The organism is Azospirillum palustre (genome assembly GCF_002573965.1).
Lineage (GTDB): Bacteria > Pseudomonadota > Alphaproteobacteria > Azospirillales > Azospirillaceae > Azospirillum > Azospirillum palustre.
Map to the genome: position 1 here is coordinate 636,579 of NZ_PDKW01000043.1, position 17,040 is coordinate 653,618.

The window sequence follows — 17,040 nt, forward strand, 5'->3', positions numbered from 1 at the left end:
CTGGTCACTCCCGCCGTTCCGCCCGCCGACGCAGCAGATGGTCGGCCAGGACGCAGGCCATCATCGCCTCGCCCACCGGCACGGCGCGGATGCCGACGCAGGGGTCGTGGCGGCCCTTGGTCAGGATGTCGGTGTCGTTGCCGGCGGTGTCCACCGTCTGGCGCGGCGTCAGGATCGAGCTGGTCGGCTTCACCGCGAAGCGGACGACGATGTCCTGCCCGGTGGAGATGCCGCCCAGGATGCCGCCGGCATTGTTGGTCAGGAACTGCGGCTGGCCGTCGGCGCCCATGCGCATCTGGTCGGCGTTGTCCTCGCCGGTCAGTTCGGCGGCGGCGAAGCCATTGCCGATCTCGACGCCCTTGACCGCGTTGATCGTCATCATCGCGCAGGCGAGGTCGCTGTCGAGCTTGTCGTAGAGCGGGTCGCCCAGCCCCACCGGCACGCCGGAGGCCACCAGTTCGACCACCGCGCCGACCGACGAGCCGCTCTTGCGGATGCCGTCGAGATACTCGGCCCATTGGGTGGCGGCGACCGGGTCGGGGCAGAAGAAGGGATTGTTGTCGATCTCCGCCCAGTCCCAGCGGCCGTGGTCGATCTTGTGCGGGCCGATCTGCACCAGCGCACCGCGCACCTGGATGGCGGATCCCAGCACCTTGCGTGCCACCGCGCCGGCAGCGACCCGGCAGGCGGTTTCCCGCGCCGAGGAGCGGCCGCCGCCGCGGTAATCGCGGATGCCGTATTTCTGCCAATAGGTGTAGTCGGCATGGCCGGGGCGGAATTTGCCGGCGATGTCACTGTAGTCCTTAGAACGCTGGTCGGTGTTCTCGATCAGCAGCGAGATCGGGGTGCCGGTCGTCTTGCCCTCGAACACGCCGGACAGGATCTTCACCTGATCGGGTTCCTGGCGCTGGGTCGTGTAGCGCGACTGGCCGGGCCGGCGCTTTTCCATCCAGGGCTGGATGTCCGTTTCCGCCACGAGGTCGAGCAGCGACGGGCAGCCGTCGACGACGACGCCGATGGCCGGGCCGTGGCTTTCGCCCCAGGTGGTGAAGCGGAAAAGCGTGCCGAAGCTGTTGCCGGCCATGGTGACATCCTCCCGAAACGAACCCGCGCCGATAAATGACGTAGCGTCTATTTGCGCGGATTTCTTGCGGCCTTTCGGCGGCAAGGTCAAGGAAGCGATGCGCTGATTTTTAAGGGGAGTTTTTAAAAGGAGGAATGGTGCTGCCAGAGAGGATTGAACTCTCGACCTCTCCCTTACCAAGGGAGTGCTCTACCACTGAGCTACGGCAGCGCCAGATGCAGGCGCCTTGTGACAAGATCGGAGGAATGGTGCTGCCAGAGAGGATTGAACTCTCGACCTCTCCCTTACCAAGGGAGTGCTCTACCACTGAGCTACGGCAGCCCCGATAACCGATCATCGCTGGGGCGATGCGTCCGGGTGAGGCGTTCAGGCTTGACCGCCCCCCGAAGTGGCGCGGGTTATGCCACAGGCCTTTTGGGGATGCAAGCGCTTAAAATCACCTCGTCCCTCACTTTTTTTCGAGCCCGGAACGAATGCCCGGATCAGGCCTGCGTCGCGGCCGGCGGAAGCACCGCTTCGGCGCGGAAATCGGGCACGACGGTGCCGAGGATCGAGAGAACCCGCTCGCCGTCGCCGGCCCGTGCAGCCGCCTCCAGCTCCCCCACGGCACGGTTGATCAGCGCATAGTCGATCAGGCGGGGGGAGGCGAGGAAGACGCCGTCGGCCTCGGTGCGGCTCGGCGTCTCCGCGGCGGTCAGGATTTCCTCGAACAGCTTCTCGCCGGGCCGCAGGCCGGTGTAGGCGATCTCGATGTCGACGCCGGGGCGGTAGCCCGCCAACCGGATCATCTGGCGGGCGAGGTCGGCGATCTTCACCGGCTCGCCCATGTCCAGCACCAGGATCTTGCCGCGATCCTCCGCCCGCGTGGCGCCGTGGGCGGAGGCCTGCAAAACCAGCTCCACCGCCTCGCGCACCGTCATGAAATAGCGGCGCATGTCGGGATGGGTGACGGTCAGCGGGCCGCCCTTCGCCAGTTGCCGGGTGAACAGCGGCACCACCGATCCCGACGAGCCTAGTACATTGCCGAAGCGCACGGTCATGTAGCGGGTCGCATGATCCGTCCCGTCGCGCGGCGGCAGCACGTCCAGCGCCTGGCAATAGGTCTCGGCGAAGCGCTTGGCCGCCCCCATCACGCTGGTCGGACGGATCGCCTTGTCGGTGGAGATCAGCACCATGGCGAGGCAGCCGGCGGCGCGGGCCGCATCGGCCACATTGCGGGTGCCGACGACGTTGGTCAGCGTGCCCTCGCACGGGTTGGCCTCCACCAGCGGCACATGCTTCAACGCCGCGGCGTGGAAGACCAGGGCAGGGCGCTCCTCCTGGAACAGGCGCATGATGCGGTCGCGGTCGCGCACGTCGGCGATCACCGGACGCGGGTCGAGGTCCGGGAACCTCTCCCGCACCTCCATCTCGATGCTGTAGAGGTTGAACTCCCCGGCATCGAGCAGGATCAGCCGTTCCGGCCCCAGCGCCGCGATCTGGCGGACCAGCTCGCTGCCGATGGTGCCGCCGGCGCCGGTGACAATCACCCGCCGCCCGCCGACCAGTCCGGAAATGGCGCCGCGGTCCAGCACCGCCTGCGGCCGGCCCAGCAGGTCCTCCAGCGCGATGGGGCGAACCTCGATACCCTTGCCTTCGCCAAGCGCCGACTTGAACTCGGTCAGGCTGGGCAGGCGCGACAGGACCAGCCCCAGCGCCTCCGCCCGGTCGAGCAGGCTGCGCAGGGTCGACCCCTTCAGCTCGGCATTGCCCTTGGTGACGATCAGCCGCTGCGGCCGCTCGTGCTTGCGCTCCAGCGTCTGGACCACCTGTTCCAGGTCGTCGGGACCGCCCAGCACCGGCACGCCGCGGACGGCATGGCCGACGCGCCGCCCCTTGTCGTCGAGGATGCCGACCACGCGATAGGCCGACTGGCCCGGCTGGTCGAGCGAACGGATGAACAGCTCCGTCGCATCGCCGACGCCCAGCAGCAGCACGGGAATGCGCGGCACGCCCTCCACCGCCTCTGCCCAGCTGAAGCGGCGGTCCTTCAGGAAGCGGTAGGCGAAGCGCGGCCCGCCGAGCAGAAGCATCTGCACCAGCCACAGGATCGGCGGCAGCGAGCGCGGCAGCAGTTCGGCGCGCGTCAGCAGGAACATCGCCAGCACGAAGCACAGGACCGCCACCGTGACGGCGCGCACCACCTGCATCAGGTCGGGAATGGAGGCGTAGCGCCAGATGCCGCGGTACAGCCCGAACAGCAGGAAAACCGCCGCCGAGACGCCGACCAGCACCGGCAGCGCGATGGTCAGGGCGTCGAAATACAGCCCGAAGGCGGAACCGCCCACCCGCAGGTAGAGGGCGACGACCAGCGCGACCCCGGTCATCACCAGATCGTGCAGGAAAACCAGGGAGGCCCGTGCGGACGGGATGCGCATGCCGCTAAACCTTGTTCATTCGTTCGGCCGTGGAGACCGGTGGGCTGGAGCCGGCCATGGCTGTTCCAGCCCGGAAATCAGCCGCGGGAAGCTTTGAACCATTCCGCGGTGGCGCGCAACCCGGACGCAAGGTCATGGGGCGGTCGCCAGCCGAGCCTTTTGCGGATGGGGGTGTCGTCCACCGTCAGCGTGCCGGCCAGCCGGTCGAACACCGCCCGCGTGCCGGTCAACGCCGCTCCCAGCGCCATCAGCCCGTGCGGCACCGGGACCAGCCGTGCCGGCCGGCCGAGCGCTTCGGCGATGGCGCGTACCAGATCGGCGGTCGAAACCGGTTCCCCGTCCTGGACCAGGAAGGTCCGGCCGGCGGCGTCGGGATGCTCCAGCACCGTCACCACAGCGTCGGCGAGGTTGCCGACATAGATCAGGCTGCGCCGGTTGTGGATGCCGCCCAGCGGCAGCGGCAGGCCGGTCGCCACCAGCTTCACCAGGGCCCGCATGTTGCCGGCCGCACCGGGGCCGTAGACGAGCGGCGGCCGGATCACCGCCACCTCCATGCCGGTGCGGGCGGAGATCGCCGCCAGCCCGCGTTCCGCCTCCAGCTTCGAGATGCCGTAGGGGCTGTGGGGATCGGGCGCCGTCGCCTCGTCCAGCGGGGCGGGGCGGCTTTCATCCACCATCGCCTTGATGCTGCTGAGGAAGACGAAGCGTTTTACCCCGGCCGCCGCCGCCTGCTCCGCCAGCCGGATCGTGCCGGCGGTGTTGACGCGGCGGAACTCCGCCAGCGGGTCGGCGGCCTTGTCGCGCATCACATGGACGCGGGCCGCCATATGGATCACCGCGTCGATGCCGGCCAGCGCCGCGGTCCAGTCGGTGCCGGGGCCGATGTCGCCGACGACAGCCGGTTCCCATGGCCCGTCCTGCGGGTTGCGCAGGGCGGCGCGCACCGTGTGCCCGTGGGCGGCCAGCAGCGGGATGGTGTGGCGGCCGACGAAGCCGGTGGCGCCGGTCAGGAGAACGCGCATGGGAAGGACGGTCCGGGCTGGAGTCGGTTGGTGCAGTCAAGCATACCTTAGTATCCGGTTTGGCCGGGTGGTGCCACGGCACAAAGCCCCAAGACCCTTTTCCAGCTTTCGGTCGGGGGTCGGAATGGCTATAAGCTGGAGAGGGACGCGTGAATAAGGACGCTACCAAGACATGTCACATACCGTCGACGGTGCAAATGATCGGCACAGCCGGATCATCATCGTCAGCTTTAATTGCGCAGACTTCGTCAATCGCGTCATTGGCTGTCTGCTCGATCAGACCGATCCCGCCTTCGAGGTGGTGATCGTCGACAATGCCTCCAAGGATGTCGACGGCATCGCCTTGCCCACCGATCCGCGCTTTCGCATGGTGCGGATGGACACGAATGTCGGATTCGCCAAGGCCAACAACGTCGGCGCGGCCGGCGCCACCGTCCCCTGGATCGTCACGCTGAACCCCGACGCCTTCCCGCGCCGCGACTGGATGGAACGGCTGCAAGCCGCCGCCCATGCGCAGCCCGATGTGGCGATGTTCGGCTCGACCCAGCTTTTCTCGCACGATCCCCGGATGATCGACGGCGAGGGCGACCAGTATTCGATCTTCGGCTTCGCCTGGCGGGTCAACTACCGCCGCATGCTGAAGCCACCTTATTACAGCGGCGCGGTCTTCTCGCCCTGTGCGGCGGCGGCCATGTACCGGCGCGACTATTTCGAGGCGGTCGGCGGCTTCGACGAGGATTTCTTCTGCTATTGCGAGGATGTCGACCTCGGCTTCCGCATCCGGCTCAGCGGCGGTCCGGCGGTGCAGGTCGGCGACGCCGTGGTGGAGCATGTCAGCAGTGGCGTGTCCAAGCAGTACGGCACCTTCGCCCAGTATCACGGCGTCCGCAATCTGGTGTGGACGATGGTGAAGAACATGCCGCTGCCGCTGCTGCCGCTGGCCTTCCTCGGCCATTCGCTGCTGGTGATTTATCTGGTGTTCCGCAGCCTGGGCAGCGGGCGCACCGGCGCCATCGGCCGCGGCATCCGCGACGCGCTGCGCGGACTGCCGGGGATGATCGCCAAGCGCCGGGCCATCCAGCACGACCGCAAGGCGACGCTTGGGCAGGTCGCCGGCATGATCGCCTGGAACCCGCTGCTGCTGAAGACGCGTGGCCGGCCGGGATGCCGGCTTTCGCGCCAGTCAGACCAGCCGCCATCCGTGGGTGTTGAAAAAGCGTAGGGCAGAGCGGGCGAACATCCGGATGTGCGCGCCGCCCTTGCGCGCCGCCTTGCCGCCGAAATGCACCATGCGGACATCCGGCACATAGGCGATCTCGCCCAGCGCCATCGCCCGGCGCGACAGGTCGAAATCCTCGAAATACAGGAAATAGCCGTCGTCGAAGCCGCCCAGCCGGGTCAGCGCGTCGCGCCGGAACAGCATGAAGGCGCCGCTGACCTGCTCCAGCCCGGTCACGACGGCGTCGCGGGTGACGTCGCGCATCTCATAGCGGTCGAGCCGCCTGGCGAACATCCGCTTCACGGATCCGGGCGCGAAGGCGCGCAGCCCCAGATCCAGCACGGTCGGCCGACGCTTGCACAGGAACTCCTGCTCACCCGACGGGCCGAACACCTTGGGCGTCAGCAGCACGGTGCGCGGATGCGCCTCTATGTAGCGCCATCCGGCCAGCAGCGCGTCCGGTTCCAGCAGGATGTCGTAATTCAGGATCAGGTGGTAAGGCGCGTCGCCCTGCCGGATCGCCAGATTGTGCCCGGCGCCGTACCCGACATTGCCCTGCCCGGCGATCAGCGTCACCGGCGGCCGGCCGGTCTCCGCGTAGCGGTCGAGCAGAGCCTGGAACGGGTTGGTCGCCGCGTCACTACCCTTCGGAGCGCCATTGTCGACGATCCATAGCCGGGTCTGAACACCGGCTCCCGCCGCCAGCCGGTCGGCGGCGGCACCGATGGTGTCGAGCGAGCGGGCAAGCAGCTCCGGATCGGGATGGTACAGGACGACGGACAGGTCGAGGAAAGCAGTGGTCATCGGATCAGGCCTTCGCCATGCGGGTCAGCGTCGCCAGCAGCAGTGCGACGGCGATTGCCCCCGGCGCCAGCGTCCAGGCGCCGAAACTGCCGGCGGCCAGCGCCGCGGCGACCAGGACGAGGCTGTAGGCAATGATCGTCAGCACCACACGGTCGTGCCGGCCGACGCCCTTGGCGGCCTTCTGGTAGAAATGCTCGCGGTGGGCCTGCCAGATCTTCTCGCCGCGCAGCAGGCGGCGCAGCAGCGTGACGGTGGCGTCGGTCAGGTAATAGGCGGGCAGGATCAGCGCCGCCGCCCAATCGCCGCGGGCCGCCAGCGAGGCCAGCAGGAAGGCCAGGATATGGCCGAGCGGAATGCTGCCGACATCGCCCATGAACATGCGCGCCGGCCGCCAGTTGTGGGTCAGGAAGCCCGCCGCGGCTCCGGCCAGCGCCGCCCCGGCGACCCCGGTCAGGCCGAAATCGCCCATGACCAGCGACACCAGCGCCACGCCGCCGCCGATCAGGATGGTCTCGCTGCCGGCCAGCCCGTCGATGCCGTCCATGAAATTGTAGAGGTTGACGAACCACAGCCACAGGAAGGCCGTCGCCGCCCGATCCAGGCCCCAGGGCAGCCAGCCTTGCCAGACCAGCTGGTCGGCAGGCAGCGCCAGCAGTCCGAACGCCACCGCCAGCGCCTGCACCGCCAGCCGCAGCAGCGGCGACAGGGTGCGCCGGTCGTCCATCCACGACACCCCCATCAGCGCCAGCGTGCCCAGCAGCACCGCTCCGGTTTCCAACGTCCGGCCCAGGACAAGTCCGGCGATGGCGAAGACCGGCACCACCGTCAGCATCACCGCCCAGCCGCCGCCGCGCGGGGTGGGGGCCTGATGGCTCGACCGCTCGTTCGGGATGTCCATGATGCTGCTGGCGAGGAGATAGCGCAGCACCCGCGTCGACAGGTACCAGCCGACGGCCAGACACAGCAGGAAGACACCGATCAGCGCGGTCGAATAGGCGGTGGAGGTCATGGCGGCCCGGATGGTGAAGAGAAAAGAGCAGGTCAGAGCTTGTGATAGCCCTTGTACCACTCCACGAAGCGGGGCAGGCCGATCTCGATGGGGGTCTTCGGTTCGAAGCCCAGCAATTGGCGGCTGAGGTCGATGTCGGCGGCGGTCTCATGCACGTCGCCGGCCTGCATCGGCTCCATCACCTTCACCGCCTCGCGGCCCAGGGCCTGTTCCAGCACGCCGATGAAGCGCATCAGCTCCTCGCAGCGGTTGTTGCCGAGGTTGAAGACCCGGTGCGGGGCGCCGGTCTCCTCATCCACTGGGGCGGGACGGTCGAGGGCGGCCAGCACGCCGGCGACGATGTCGTCGATATAGGTGAAGTCGCGCTTCATCTTGCCGTCGTTGAAGACGCGGATCGGCCGGCCGGCGGTGATGGCGTCGGCGAACAGCCATGTCGCCATGTCCGGGCGGCTCCACGGGCCGTAGACCGTGAAGAAGCGCAGGCCGGTCATCGGCATCCGGTAGAGATGGCTGTAGGTGAAGGCCAGCATCTCCGCCGCCTTCTTGGTGGCGGCATAGACCGACACTGGGCTGTCCACCCTGTCCTCCACCGAGAAGGGCATCTTGCGGTTGGCGCCATAGACCGACGAGGTCGACGCATAGACGAAATGCCGCAGGCCCGGCATGCGCCGCGCCGCCTCCAGCAGCGTCACCTGACCGGTGACGTTGGCGTCGACGTAGGCATAGGGGTTCTCGATGGAGTAGCGCACGCCCGGCTGCGCCGCCAGATGGACGACGCCGGTCACATCATTGAGCTGCGGCCACAAACCCTCCACCGTCGCGCGGTCGGAGATGTCGGCCTTGATGAAGCGGAAGCCGGGCCGGCCGGTCAGCCGGGCCAGCCGCGCCTCCTTCAGCGTCACGGCGTAATAGTCGTTCAGGTTGTCGATGCCGAGAACGCTTTCCCCGCGGTCCAGCAGCGCAGCCGCGACATGCGATCCGATGAAGCCGGCGGCCCCGGTGACGAGGATGGTCATGGTCCGACACCCTATGTGACGATGGTCCGCCGGTCTTATGCCCCAGCGGCGGTTGGGGCGCCAGCCTCCTTCCACGAGCATCCATCGACCGGTTCGCACGCTTGACAGCCGATCCGCCCTGCCGGTCTACTGCGCGACCGCGACACATCAGGACCGATGGGACGATCGATGCCCCCGAAGAAGAATCCGCTGAACCTGAACCCGCTGCAGCTGCGCACCCTGACCCTGCTGCAGGAGATCGCCCGCCTGGAGAACAAGCCGGCCGAGGACGAGGAGGGTGGTTTCCTGATCACCGGCCTGCCGCATGCCCATGGCAACCATTTCCATCTCGGCCACGCCGTGGTCGCCGCCAAGGACGCCACCGGCCTGCAGAACGATGCCGTCTGGACCATCCTGGAGCGCAAGGGAATCGTGAAGCGCACGCCCGCCGCCGCGATCCTGACGGCGACCGGCGTCGAGTACGACACCGGGCTGCGCGACCAGATCCTGCACCATTCCGACCACTGACATCCGGGGCGGAGCCGCGCCGATGGACGACACCGCCGACACCTCGACCCCGCCGCCGGCCCCGGTGAAGCCGAAGCCGGCGGCATCGGGCCGTGACGAACGGCTTGCCGCCCGCCTGCGCGAGAACCTGCGCAAGCGCAAGGAACAGGCGCGGCAGCGGGGGGAATAGTCCCTCTCCCGGAATCGGGAGAGGGCGCTTCCGCTCACGCAAAACCGCTTTAGGCCAGTTCCTTCCGGAACCAGATCTGCCTGTGCCCCGGCGGGTAGCCCTCCATCTCCGCCCACACCTCATAGCCCTGCTTGGGGTAAAAGCCGGGCGCCTGGAAGTCGTAGGTGTAGAGCCGCGACCAGCGGCAGCCGCGGGTCTTGGCCTCCGCCTCCGCCGCGGCCAGCAACCGGCCGCCGAGACCGCTGCCGCGCGTGGAGTCGTCCACCCACAGCAGGTCGACATACAGCCATTCCCAGTTGGTGTAGCCGACAAGTCCGCCCTTCAGCGAGCCGTCCGCATCGCGGGCGGCAACCACCAGGTCGCGGCGGTCGTAGGCGCGGCCGAGCGACGCCTCGTTGTAGGCCCGCAGGCCCTCGTAGATTCCGGCGAGGTCGGCCGGGGCGGGGGTGTCCGTCACGGACAGGATGAAGTTCTGGCTCATGGACGCCGAGCTTAGAGGTCGCGGCGGCGAAGACCAGCGCCGTGATAAAGAACCGTCCATGCGCGCCAAGCGGTCCACCTTTCCTTGAGCGCCGCCGCGTGCTCGGCTACAAACCAGCCTTCACGACCCCTCCATCCAATCGATACGCCAAGGAGTACCCCCGCGATGGGCATCATGCCGGACAGCTGGATCCGCGAGATGGCCGAGACCAAGGGCATGATCGAGCCCTTCGTCGAGACCCAGAAGCGCGAAGGCGTGATTTCCTACGGCGTGTCGTCCTACGGCTACGACGCCCGGGTCGCCGACGAGTTCAAGATCTTCACCAACGTCGACAACGCCATCGTCGACCCGAAGCGTTTTGACGATTCGAGCTTCGTCGACCGCAAGACCGACGTCTGCATCATCCCGCCGAACAGCTTCGCGCTGGCCCGCACGGTCGAGTATTTCCGCATCCCGCGCGACGTTCTGGTCATCTGCCTGGGCAAGAGCACCTATGCCCGCTGCGGCCTGATCGTGAACGTCACCCCGCTGGAGCCGGAGTGGGAAGGCCACGTCACGCTGGAGATCTCCAACACCACCCCGCTGCCCGCCAAGGTCTATGCGAACGAGGGGCTGTGCCAGTTCCTGTTCCTGAAGGGCGACAGCGTGTGCGACGTGTCCTACGCCGACAAGTCCGGCAAATACATGGGGCAGAAGGGCGTCACGCTGCCCCGGCTCTGAGCGCTCCTCTCTGAACGCCTTCAAAAGCGTATCCGCGAAAGAAACAGGTCCATGGACAAGATCCGCATCCGCGGCGGCCGCCCGCTGAACGGCTCCATCACCGTTGGTGGCGCCAAGAACGCCGCCCTGCCGCTGATGACGGCGTCTCTTCTCACCGACGAGACGCTGACGCTGACCAACCTGCCGATCCTGGCCGACATCAACACGCTATGCAATCTTCTGTTGCAGCACGGCGTGGCGATCCACATGGCCGGGGCGGGCGGCGATTGCGCCGGCCGCGCCGTGGACTTCACCGCGCGCGACATCACCAACACCACCGCCCCCTACGATCTGGTGCGCAAGATGCGCGCCAGCGTGCTGGTGCTTGGGCCGCTGCTGGCCCGCTGCGGCGAGGCCAAGGTGTCGCTGCCCGGCGGCTGCGCCATCGGTGCGCGTCCGGTGGACCTGCACATCAAGGGTCTGGAGGCGATGGGCGCCGACATCCGGATCGATGCCGGCTACATCGTCGCCAAGGCTCCGGCGGGCGGTCTGCGCGGTGCGGAATATGTCTTCCCCAAGGTGTCGGTGGGTGCCACCGAGAACCTGCTGATGGCGGCCACGCTGGCCAAGGGCACCACCATCCTGGTCAATGCCGCGCGCGAGCCGGAGGTGACCGACCTTGCCGAATGCCTGGTCAAGATGGGCGCGAAGATCACCGGCATCGGCACCGACCGGCTGGTGATCGAGGGTGTCGACCGGCTGCATGCCGCCCGCCACATGGTGGTGGCCGACCGTATCGAGACCGGCACCTACGCCATGGCCGCCGCCATCACCGGTGGCCGTCTTGACATCATGAACACCCGTCTCGATTTGATCAAAGCGGCGGTCAAGGCGCTGGCTCCGGCCGGCGTCGCCTTCGAGGAGATCGAGAACGGGATCCGCGTGTCGCGCGCGAACGGCGAACTGCACGGCGTCGATGTGATGACCGAGCCGTTCCCCGGCTTCCCCACCGACCTTCAGGCCCAGATGATGGCCCTGATGTGCACGGCGACGGGTGCCGCGATGATCACGGAAACGATCTTCGAGAACCGGTTCATGCACGCGCCGGAGTTGACCCGCATGGGCGCGCGGATCACGGTCCACGGCTCGTCGGCCCTGGTGCGCGGCGTGGAGCGGCTGACCGGCGCGCCCGTGATGGCGACGGACCTGCGCGCTTCGGTGTCGCTGGTGCTCGCCGGGCTGGCGGCGGAGGGGGAGACGACGGTCAACCGTGTCTACCACCTCGACCGCGGCTATGAGCGGGTGGAGGAGAAGCTGGCTGCCTGCGGTGCGGAGATCGAACGCATCCACGGCGGCGACGAGTAAACGGCGGGGGTGCCCCTCCCGCCATCCCCTGAGGTTGGCCTTTCCCGAGAGGTGCCCCCGAACATGACGGCCCCAGCCATGACCCCGATCCGCCTGCGCGCCGAAGACGAGGAGGATCTGAAGGTCGTCTCCGCCTGCCTGCAGGACGCCATCCTGCCGGTCGGCGACATGTGCTTCCAGCCCGACGAGAAGCGGTTCGTCATGGTCGTCAACCGCTTCCGCTGGGAGGCCGCCGACGGTCCGCGCCCCGGCCCGTCCGCCGACGACGACGATCTGTCCCCCTACGAGCGGGTCCATTGCGGCCTGCGGGTGGAGGGGGTCACCGGTGCCAAGCTGCGCGGCTTCGACCTGAAGGAACGCGGCCGCATCATGGAGCTGCTGTCGATGGAGACGGTGGAGGGCGGGGTCGCCCTGCATTTCGCCGGCGGCGGCTGCGTCCGCCTCGATGCACCGTCCTGGCGCGTGATGGTGGAGGATCTGGGCGAGCCCTGGCCCACCGGCTGCAAGCCCTGCCACCCAGACGAACCGGCCTGACCGCTTCGAGACGGGTCAGGAGCGCTGGCGATCAGCGCTCCGCGACCTGGGTATCGGTGTGCAGGCGGCGGATCACGTCCTGCGCGGTCTTCTTGTAGGTCACCGTGTCCTCGTCCTCGCCCGGCGACAGTTGCGAGCGGCGGACGGTGAAGAAGCGGTGGCCAACATCCAGCATGCCGCTGGCCTCGACCAGGATGCTGACGTCCTTGCCGTCGGCGCTGGGCGAAACGGAAACGATCTGGCCCAGCTCTTCGCCGAGCAGGCCGTTCACTTCGAGCCCGACAAGATCGTCGTCGCCGCGCGGATCCGCGGCCTGGACCGACTCGATGTGGGCGAATGGCAGGGTTGCCGCCAGCGCAAGGCCGGCCAACAGGGTCTGGAACCTCATGATTTCGGCTCCCATCGCTGATGTGTGTCTCGTATGTCACAATCAACATGGGAATTGCGGGACAGTTCCCAGGGAACCATCCAGGGGTAATCCGGTTTCTACGGCATGACCCTCAGTGAAGGACGTGCCTCGATGGCTCAGAAACTCGATGGAAAGACCGTTGCCGTGCTCGCCACCGACGGCTTCGAACAGGTGGAACTGACCGAACCGGTGAAGGCGCTACGCGATGCCGGCGCCACCGTGCATGTGGTCGCCCCCAAGGGTGGGCAGATTCAGGGCTGGAACCACCATGACCGCGGCGACATGGTCGATGTCGACGTGACGCTCGACCAGGCCGATGCCGGACGCTACGACGCGCTGCTGCTGCCCGGCGGGGTGATGAATCCGGATTCGCTGCGGCTGGAGCCGAAGGCGATCGCGTTCGTGAAGAGCTTCGTGGAGTCCGACCGCCCCATCGCCGCGATCTGCCACGGCCCCTGGACGCTGATCGATGCCGGCGGCGTGCGCGGCAAGCGCATGACCTCCTGGCCGTCCTTGCAGACCGACCTGCGCAACGCAGGCGCCAGCTGGGTGGACGAGCAGGTGGTGACCGACCATGGGCTGGTCACGTCGCGCAAACCGGACGACATTCCGGCCTTCTGCCGCAAGATGATCGAAGAGTTCTGCGAAGGCCGCCACGCCGGCCACCGCCACGCAGCGGAGTAAAGGCGCAGATTTGCTCCCTGCCTATCCCTCTCCCGCGAAAGCGGGGGAGGGAAGGGGGATATGGAATTTATGGGAAGAGGGCGCCTCGTCCGGCAGCTCCTAGGCCGTCACCAGCGGCGACAAGCCGTTCTGGATGGCCCACACCGCGGCCTGGGTCCGGTTCTGCGCGTTGATCTTCCGCATCACGTTCTTGAAATGCATCTTCACCGTCGATTCGGTGATGTGCAGGTTGCGCGCGATGGCCTTGTTCGACTGGCCGGCCAGCAGGCAGCGCAGAATCTGAACCTCACGCTTCGACAGGTCGCCGCTGGGCGGCATGGCAATCGGGGTGGGGTTGTGGTGCTGCGGGCGTTCGTTGGCGGCGGCCATCAGCAGGCCGGCGACATGGGTGGGATAGACCACCTCGCCCAGCATCACCAGCCGCAGGGAGCGCAGCAGGCTCTCGCTCGACATGCTCTTGTTCAGATAGGCGTCGGCACCGGCCTTCAGCGACTGCGACAGGCTGCGGTCGGCGATGGTGTCTGCAAGCACGGCAATCCGGGCGGAGGTGCCGTCGCGCAACCTCCGGATGCCGGCTATCTCCTCCGGCATGCCATCCTGCAGCGCCAGCACGATCAGGTCGGGCTCCTCGCCGTCGGCAATCAGGTCGAGCGCGTCGTCGGCGCTGGCCGCATGGGTGCTGACCCGGAAGGGGCCGGCGCCGATCAGCGTTGCCAGTGCCGCAGAAAACAGCCGGTCATGGTCAACCAGCATCACAGTCCATGTCGTCATCGATCATCCTCCGCTGAGCCACCCTTTTTCCGGGCGGCGGCGATCCCCCTTTTGTTCCGTGCCTGAAGGTCCAGGAAAAGGACCGGACCGGTTGGGCCGGTCCGCACGGACTCCGAACATAGAAAATTAGAACAATATTGTTCGGAACAGCGGGCTTTACGCTTCATGCCGGGATGATTTATACGGTTCATTAACCAACAGCGCAAGGTGAGAACAGGAAAGTCACAGCCAATAGATCGGATTTGCGGTGAAAATGATCGTGGATCCATTCATTCGATATTTAGGGGTAGCTGCGCCAAGGAGCGGCGCGAATGAACCGCTTTCCCATTGGGGCTTTTTGGTGTTCTTGGCCCTGACTGAGGAGCGGTCCGCTGAGAATAAGGGGACACGATGGAGTTCGAGCTTCAAGCGCGCGGTGGTTCGCGTAGCGCGGGCAATCCCACGCGGATTTTTCTGGTGGTCGACGAGCAGCCGATGGTCCGCCATGGCTTCGCGCTGTCCATCGGCGAGATCTGCCCTGGGACGCGCGTGCTGGAGGCCGGGTCGTTGGATGAAGCGCTGAACGTCGGCCGCCAGACGCCCGAGCTGGCCCTTGTCCTGTACGACCCCGGCCCGCCGCGCGTGGATGAGGATGACGCGGGCGGCGGCGCCGTCGCCGGGCTGCGCCGCCTGAAAGAGGCTCTGGGCGAGGTGCCTGTCCTGATCCTGACCAACTCGGACGAGGTGGCCGACATCGTCGACAGCGTCCGCATGGGCGCCCGCGGCTATGTGCTGAAGACCAGCCCGCCGGAGGTGCTGGAGCATGCCATCTCGCTGGCGCTCAGCGGCGACATCTTCCTGCCGCTGCCGCGTGCCGTGCTGAACGGAGCGCTGGCCGAGGGGCCGCGCGGCAACGACGACATCCTGGACCGGCTGACCGACCGTCAGCGCGACGTGTTCGAGCTTCTGCTGGCCGGCCACTCCAACAAGGAGATCGCCCGCGGCCTTGGCGTGCTGGAAGGCACGGTGAAGGTGCATGTGCGCGCCATCATGCAGAAGCTTGGCGTGCGCAACCGCACGCAGGTGGCGGTGGTCGCCGCCCGCAACGGTTGCTTCACCGGAGAGGGCTGAAGAGTCCGCATTGCCTGAACGGCCCCGCTTCCGGCAGACTGGCGCCCCTATGATCCAGTGAGGAGCGGGCGCTTGGTTCAGGTGGCGGTGGCCGGCAGGCCGGAAGAGTCGGCGGGCGAAGAAAAGGCGGGCGAAGAAAAGGCGGGCGGGGAAAAGGCGCGCGAGGAAAAGAAGGTCGCCGTCCATGGCGCCGCCACCGTCCGGTTCGAACATCGCCACGGCCAGACCCGCCTGGCGACGCTTTACCACCATGATCCGTTGCGGGTGCTGATGCCGACGCCGCGCCGGGACGACCTTCCCATCGCGGTGCTCGCCACAACCTCGGGCGGCATGGTCGGCGGCGACCGCATGGACATCGCCCTGTCCGTCGGGGCTGGCGCCAAGGCGCTGATCACCACCCAGGCGGCGGAGAAGGTCTATCGCTCCACCGGCGCGGACTGCCGCATCGACACCGCCCTGTCGGTGGAGGACGGCGGCTGGCTGGAATGGATGCCGCAGGAGGCCATCGTCTTCGAAGGCTCCCGCCTGCGCCGCCTGACCCGGATCGACCTGTCGGGCGATGCCGGCGCCATCGCCGGCGAGATGCTGGTCTTCGGCCGCGCCGCCTTCGGCGAGACGGTCACCCGCGGCCTGATCCGCGACGCCTGGGAGGTCGCCCGCGACGGCCGCCTGATCTGGGCCGACGCCCTGCATCTGGATGACGACATCGCCGAGGTGCTGGCCCATCCTGCCGGCTTCGGCGGTGCCGCCGCCTGCGCCACCCTTCTCCATGCCGCTCCCGACGCTGCCCGCCACCTCGATGCGGTCCGGGCGCTGGCCGAGCCGATCGAGGGCGCCCGCATCGGCGCCACCGCGCTGGACGGCCTGCTGATCGTCCGCATCCTCGGCGGCGATGCCCGTGCCGTGCGGCGCGCCTATGCCGCGCTGTGGTCGGGCCTGCGCGCCGAAGCCGCGGGGCTGCCCACCCGCCTGCCGCGGCTGTGGGAGGTCTAAAGAAAGCGCCACAGCCGTCCCGCCAGCACTTTCAAGCCCCTACGTCATACGACGCACTTGGCGCGCCGCGTCATCGTGGCATAATCGCCGGCAACGAACAGGGTGGCGAAAGGGCAATCCCCCGATGAACCTGACAGGGCGCGAGAAGGACAAGCTGCTCGTCGCGATGGCGGCGATGGTGGCGCGGCGGCGGCTGGAGCGTGGGGTCAAGCTGAACCATCCGGAGGCGGTGGCCCTGATCACCGATTACGTGGTGGAGGGGGCGCGCGACGGCCGCACGGTGGCCGAGTTGATGCGCGACGGCGCCACCGTGCTGACCCGCGATCAGGTGATGGAGGGCATCCCCGAGATGATCCACGACATCCAGGTCGAGGCGACCTTCCCCGACGGCACCAAGCTCGTCACCGTCCACCAGCCGATCCGTTGAGGGGCAGCCCATGAAACCCGGTGAAATCTTCCCGGCGGCCGGCGAGATCGTGCTGAACGACGGCCGTGCCACTGTCGAACTCGACGTCGCCAACGCCGGCGATCGGCCGATCCAGGTCGGCTCGCACTACCATTTCTACGAGACCAACAGCGCGCTGACCTTCGACCGCGAGCAGGCGCGCGGCTTTCGGCTCGACATTCCGGCCGGCACGGCGGTGCGCTTCGAGCCCGGCCAGACGCGGCGCGTGACGCTCGTCGCCTATGGCGGCGACCGGGTGGTGATCGGCTTCAACCGCAAGGTCAACGGCGCCCTCTGACGGG

20 protein-coding genes and 2 tRNA genes are annotated in these 17,040 nt (G+C 67.7%); 11 read left to right on the plus strand and 11 right to left on the minus strand.

What is annotated here, in order from left to right; all coding sequences use genetic code 11:
- Positions 1-4: 4 nt before the first annotated feature.
- The 5 genes from aroC to CRT60_RS25365 form a co-directional block, all read right to left on the minus strand.
- Positions 5-1,084: a chorismate synthase gene (aroC, locus tag CRT60_RS25345; RefSeq protein WP_098739311.1), complete on the minus strand. Its 1,080-nt coding sequence runs from the start codon at positions 1,082-1,084 to the stop codon at positions 5-7.
- 135 nt (positions 1,085-1,219) lie between these two features.
- Positions 1,220-1,294: transfer RNA gene (locus CRT60_RS25350), tRNA-Thr, on the minus strand.
- 36 nt (positions 1,295-1,330) lie between these two features.
- Positions 1,331-1,405 (minus strand) — tRNA-Thr (locus tag CRT60_RS25355).
- 161 nt (positions 1,406-1,566) lie between these two features.
- Positions 1,567-3,501 (minus strand): polysaccharide biosynthesis protein, encoded by a 1,935-nt coding sequence (locus CRT60_RS25360; RefSeq protein ID WP_098739312.1) that lies wholly within the window; start codon positions 3,499-3,501, stop codon positions 1,567-1,569.
- Positions 3,502-3,578: 77 nt separating this feature from the next.
- The gene (locus tag CRT60_RS25365; RefSeq protein WP_098739313.1) at positions 3,579-4,523 is read right to left on the minus strand and encodes a UDP-glucose 4-epimerase family protein; all 945 of its coding nucleotides are present in this window, start codon (positions 4,521-4,523) and stop codon (positions 3,579-3,581) included.
- Between the two features lie 172 nt (positions 4,524-4,695).
- Between CRT60_RS25365 and CRT60_RS25370 the strand changes: the two genes are divergently transcribed.
- Complete coding sequence (locus CRT60_RS25370; RefSeq protein WP_098739314.1) at positions 4,696-5,745, plus strand: glycosyltransferase family 2 protein; 1,050 nt, start codon at positions 4,696-4,698, stop codon at positions 5,743-5,745.
- Here CRT60_RS25370 and CRT60_RS25375 read toward each other — a convergent pair.
- The 3 genes from CRT60_RS25375 to CRT60_RS25385 are packed head-to-tail and all read right to left on the minus strand — an operon-like array spanning position 5,707 to position 8,571.
- Positions 5,707-6,546, minus strand: coding sequence for a glycosyltransferase family 2 protein (locus CRT60_RS25375; protein WP_098739315.1), 840 nt, complete (start codon positions 6,544-6,546; stop codon positions 5,707-5,709). The two genes, CRT60_RS25370 and CRT60_RS25375, sit on opposite strands and share 39 nt — an antisense overlap.
- 4 nt (positions 6,547-6,550) lie before the next feature.
- Entirely contained in the window at positions 6,551-7,555 is a 1,005-nt protein-coding gene (locus CRT60_RS25380) for an MraY family glycosyltransferase (protein ID WP_098739316.1), read from the minus strand.
- A 32-nt stretch (positions 7,556-7,587) separates the two neighbouring features.
- Entirely contained in the window at positions 7,588-8,571 is a 984-nt protein-coding gene (locus CRT60_RS25385) for an SDR family NAD(P)-dependent oxidoreductase (protein ID WP_098739317.1), read from the minus strand.
- Between the two features lie 168 nt (positions 8,572-8,739).
- Between CRT60_RS25385 and CRT60_RS25390 the strand changes: the two genes are divergently transcribed.
- Both CRT60_RS25390 and CRT60_RS36525 read left to right on the plus strand, forming a co-directional pair.
- Positions 8,740-9,078 carry a hypothetical protein gene (locus tag CRT60_RS25390; RefSeq protein WP_098739318.1) on the plus strand — a complete coding sequence of 113 codons (339 nt, stop codon included), beginning with the start codon at positions 8,740-8,742 and terminating at the stop codon, positions 9,076-9,078.
- 22 nt (positions 9,079-9,100) lie between these two features.
- Complete coding sequence (locus CRT60_RS36525) at positions 9,101-9,247, plus strand: hypothetical protein (RefSeq protein ID WP_167421813.1); 147 nt, start codon at positions 9,101-9,103, stop codon at positions 9,245-9,247.
- A gap of 49 nt (positions 9,248-9,296) precedes the next feature.
- Here CRT60_RS36525 and CRT60_RS25395 read toward each other — a convergent pair whose 3' ends face one another.
- On the minus strand, positions 9,297-9,728 hold the full coding sequence (locus tag CRT60_RS25395; RefSeq protein WP_098739319.1) for a GNAT family N-acetyltransferase: 432 nt from the start codon (positions 9,726-9,728) through the stop codon (positions 9,297-9,299).
- A gap of 165 nt (positions 9,729-9,893) precedes the next feature.
- Between CRT60_RS25395 and dcd the strand changes: the two genes are divergently transcribed.
- The 3 genes from dcd (at position 9,894) to CRT60_RS25410 (ending at position 12,326) form a co-directional block, all read left to right on the plus strand.
- Positions 9,894-10,448: a dCTP deaminase gene (gene dcd / locus CRT60_RS25400; protein WP_042696175.1), complete on the plus strand. Its 555-nt coding sequence runs from the start codon at positions 9,894-9,896 to the stop codon at positions 10,446-10,448.
- 51 nt (positions 10,449-10,499) lie between these two features.
- Positions 10,500-11,792, plus strand: coding sequence for a UDP-N-acetylglucosamine 1-carboxyvinyltransferase (gene murA / locus CRT60_RS25405; RefSeq protein ID WP_098739320.1), 1,293 nt, complete (start codon positions 10,500-10,502; stop codon positions 11,790-11,792).
- A gap of 63 nt (positions 11,793-11,855) precedes the next feature.
- A complete protein-coding gene (locus CRT60_RS25410) occupies positions 11,856-12,326 on the plus strand; it encodes a DUF2948 family protein (protein ID WP_098739321.1) in 471 nt (156 codons plus the stop codon).
- 31 nt (positions 12,327-12,357) lie between these two features.
- Here the strand turns inward: CRT60_RS25410 and CRT60_RS25415 are convergent, their stop codons facing one another.
- Positions 12,358-12,714 (minus strand): hypothetical protein, encoded by a 357-nt coding sequence (locus tag CRT60_RS25415; protein ID WP_098741027.1) that lies wholly within the window; start codon positions 12,712-12,714, stop codon positions 12,358-12,360.
- Between the two features lie 132 nt (positions 12,715-12,846).
- Between CRT60_RS25415 and CRT60_RS25420 the strand changes: the two genes are divergently transcribed.
- Complete coding sequence (locus CRT60_RS25420) at positions 12,847-13,419, plus strand: type 1 glutamine amidotransferase domain-containing protein (RefSeq protein ID WP_098739322.1); 573 nt, start codon at positions 12,847-12,849, stop codon at positions 13,417-13,419.
- 99 nt (positions 13,420-13,518) lie between these two features.
- Here CRT60_RS25420 and CRT60_RS25425 read toward each other — a convergent pair whose 3' ends face one another.
- The gene (locus CRT60_RS25425) at positions 13,519-14,190 is read right to left on the minus strand and encodes a LuxR C-terminal-related transcriptional regulator (RefSeq protein ID WP_098739323.1); all 672 of its coding nucleotides are present in this window, start codon (positions 14,188-14,190) and stop codon (positions 13,519-13,521) included.
- Between the two features lie 456 nt (positions 14,191-14,646).
- On the opposite strand from CRT60_RS25425, the gene CRT60_RS36615 reads away from it, so the two are divergent.
- The 4 genes from CRT60_RS36615 (at position 14,647) to CRT60_RS25445 (ending at position 17,036) form a co-directional block, all read left to right on the plus strand.
- Positions 14,647-15,300, plus strand: a complete 654-nt coding sequence (locus CRT60_RS36615; RefSeq protein WP_244592751.1) for a LuxR C-terminal-related transcriptional regulator — start codon at positions 14,647-14,649, stop codon at positions 15,298-15,300.
- 81 nt (positions 15,301-15,381) lie between these two features.
- Complete coding sequence (locus CRT60_RS25435; protein WP_244592927.1) at positions 15,382-16,293, plus strand: urease accessory protein UreD; 912 nt, start codon at positions 15,382-15,384, stop codon at positions 16,291-16,293.
- A gap of 124 nt (positions 16,294-16,417) precedes the next feature.
- Positions 16,418-16,720 (plus strand): urease subunit gamma, encoded by a 303-nt coding sequence (locus CRT60_RS25440; protein WP_014248459.1) that lies wholly within the window; start codon positions 16,418-16,420, stop codon positions 16,718-16,720.
- Positions 16,721-16,730: 10 nt separating this feature from the next.
- Entirely contained in the window at positions 16,731-17,036 is a 306-nt protein-coding gene (locus CRT60_RS25445) for an urease subunit beta (protein WP_098739326.1), read from the plus strand.
- The last annotated feature ends 4 nt before the right edge of the window (positions 17,037-17,040 follow it).

Coding starts and splice junctions, on each gene's coding strand:
- aroC (WP_098739311.1), bottom strand. CDS start 1,084: ATGGCCGGCAACAGCTTCGGCACGCTTTTCCGCTTCACCACCTGGGGC.
- CRT60_RS25360 (WP_098739312.1), bottom strand. CDS start 3,501: ATGCGCATCCCGTCCGCACGGGCCTCCCTGGTTTTCCTGCACGATCTG.
- CRT60_RS25365 (WP_098739313.1), bottom strand. CDS start 4,523: ATGCGCGTTCTCCTGACCGGCGCCACCGGCTTCGTCGGCCGCCACACC.
- CRT60_RS25370 (WP_098739314.1), top strand. CDS start 4,696: ATGTCACATACCGTCGACGGTGCAAATGATCGGCACAGCCGGATCATC.
- CRT60_RS25375 (WP_098739315.1), bottom strand. CDS start 6,546: ATGACCACTGCTTTCCTCGACCTGTCCGTCGTCCTGTACCATCCCGAT.
- CRT60_RS25380 (WP_098739316.1), bottom strand. CDS start 7,555: ATGACCTCCACCGCCTATTCGACCGCGCTGATCGGTGTCTTCCTGCTG.
- CRT60_RS25385 (WP_098739317.1), bottom strand. CDS start 8,571: ATGACCATCCTCGTCACCGGGGCCGCCGGCTTCATCGGATCGCATGTC.
- CRT60_RS25390 (WP_098739318.1), top strand. CDS start 8,740: ATGCCCCCGAAGAAGAATCCGCTGAACCTGAACCCGCTGCAGCTGCGC.
- CRT60_RS36525 (WP_167421813.1), top strand. CDS start 9,101: ATGGACGACACCGCCGACACCTCGACCCCGCCGCCGGCCCCGGTGAAG.
- CRT60_RS25395 (WP_098739319.1), bottom strand. CDS start 9,728: ATGAGCCAGAACTTCATCCTGTCCGTGACGGACACCCCCGCCCCGGCC.
- dcd (WP_042696175.1), top strand. CDS start 9,894: ATGGGCATCATGCCGGACAGCTGGATCCGCGAGATGGCCGAGACCAAG.
- murA (WP_098739320.1), top strand. CDS start 10,500: ATGGACAAGATCCGCATCCGCGGCGGCCGCCCGCTGAACGGCTCCATC.
- CRT60_RS25410 (WP_098739321.1), top strand. CDS start 11,856: ATGACGGCCCCAGCCATGACCCCGATCCGCCTGCGCGCCGAAGACGAG.
- CRT60_RS25415 (WP_098741027.1), bottom strand. CDS start 12,714: ATGAGGTTCCAGACCCTGTTGGCCGGCCTTGCGCTGGCGGCAACCCTG.
- CRT60_RS25420 (WP_098739322.1), top strand. CDS start 12,847: ATGGCTCAGAAACTCGATGGAAAGACCGTTGCCGTGCTCGCCACCGAC.
- CRT60_RS25425 (WP_098739323.1), bottom strand. CDS start 14,190: ATGACGACATGGACTGTGATGCTGGTTGACCATGACCGGCTGTTTTCT.
- CRT60_RS25440 (WP_014248459.1), top strand. CDS start 16,418: ATGAACCTGACAGGGCGCGAGAAGGACAAGCTGCTCGTCGCGATGGCG.
- CRT60_RS25445 (WP_098739326.1), top strand. CDS start 16,731: ATGAAACCCGGTGAAATCTTCCCGGCGGCCGGCGAGATCGTGCTGAAC.